At 69.2% G+C, this 950-nt stretch carries 1 protein-coding gene; it reads left to right on the plus strand.

Annotation, left to right across the window (positions count from 1 at the left end; all coding sequences use genetic code 11):
- Positions 1-825 (plus strand): UDP-glucose dehydrogenase family protein (locus tag MKL11_RS19775; RefSeq protein ID WP_243946627.1); only part of this gene is annotated, 825 nt, incomplete at its 5' end.
- Positions 826-950: the final 125 nt, after the last annotated feature.

Genomic DNA, 950 nt, shown 5'->3' on the forward strand with positions numbered 1-950 from the left:
GTGGTCGGCAGCGAGGATCCCCGCGCGGAGGCGGTGATGCGCGAGGTCTACCGGCCGCTCTACCTCAACGCCGCGCCGATCGTGGTGACGAGCCGACGCACCGCCGAGCTGACCAAGTACGCCGCCAACGCGTTCCTGGCCACCAAGATCACCTTCATCAACGAGATCGCCGACCTGTGCGAGCGGGTCGGTGCCGACGTGCAGGAGGTCGCCCGCGGGATCGGCCTCGACAACCGCATCGGCCCGAAGTTCCTCCATGCCGGGCCGGGCTACGGCGGCTCGTGCTTCCCCAAGGACACGCTGGCGCTGGTGAAGACCGCGCAGGACGCTGGCACGCCGATGCGGATCGTCGAGACCGTGGTCGCGGTCAACGACCAGCGGAAGCGCGCGATGGCGCGCAAGGTGATCCAGGCCTGCGGTGGCTCGGTGCGGGGCAAGACGATCGCGCTGCTCGGCCTCACCTTCAAGCCCAACACCGACGACATGCGCGATGCGCCCTCGCTCGCCATCGTCGCGGGGTTGCAGGATGCCGGCGCCACCGTGCGCGCCTACGATCCCGAGGGGATGGAACAGGCCCGCCCGCTCCTGCCCGACATCGCCTACGCCGAGGATCCCTATTCCTGCGCGGAGGGCGCCGACGCCCTGGTGCTGGTGACCGAGTGGAACGCGTTCCGGGCGCTCGATCTCGAACGCCTGCGCGCCACCATGGCCGAGCCGGTTCTCGTCGACCTTCGCAACGTCTATCGCGTGCAGGATGTCGAGCGCCTCGGCTTCCGCTACGCCGGCGTGGGGCGTGCGTCCGATCGCCGAGCGCGGCTGGATTGAGCCGGCAATCCGCGTCCCGCGATGGCGATCGCATCGCCGACCTGGGGACAGGCGGCACGTCGTTGCGACGTTCGGCAATGATGCAGCGGTCTCAACACAAATTCACCCGGTTTCATCGGCTCAGA

The organism is Methylobacterium sp. J-077 (genome assembly GCF_022829365.1).
Taxonomy (GTDB): domain Bacteria; phylum Pseudomonadota; class Alphaproteobacteria; order Rhizobiales; family Beijerinckiaceae; genus Methylobacterium.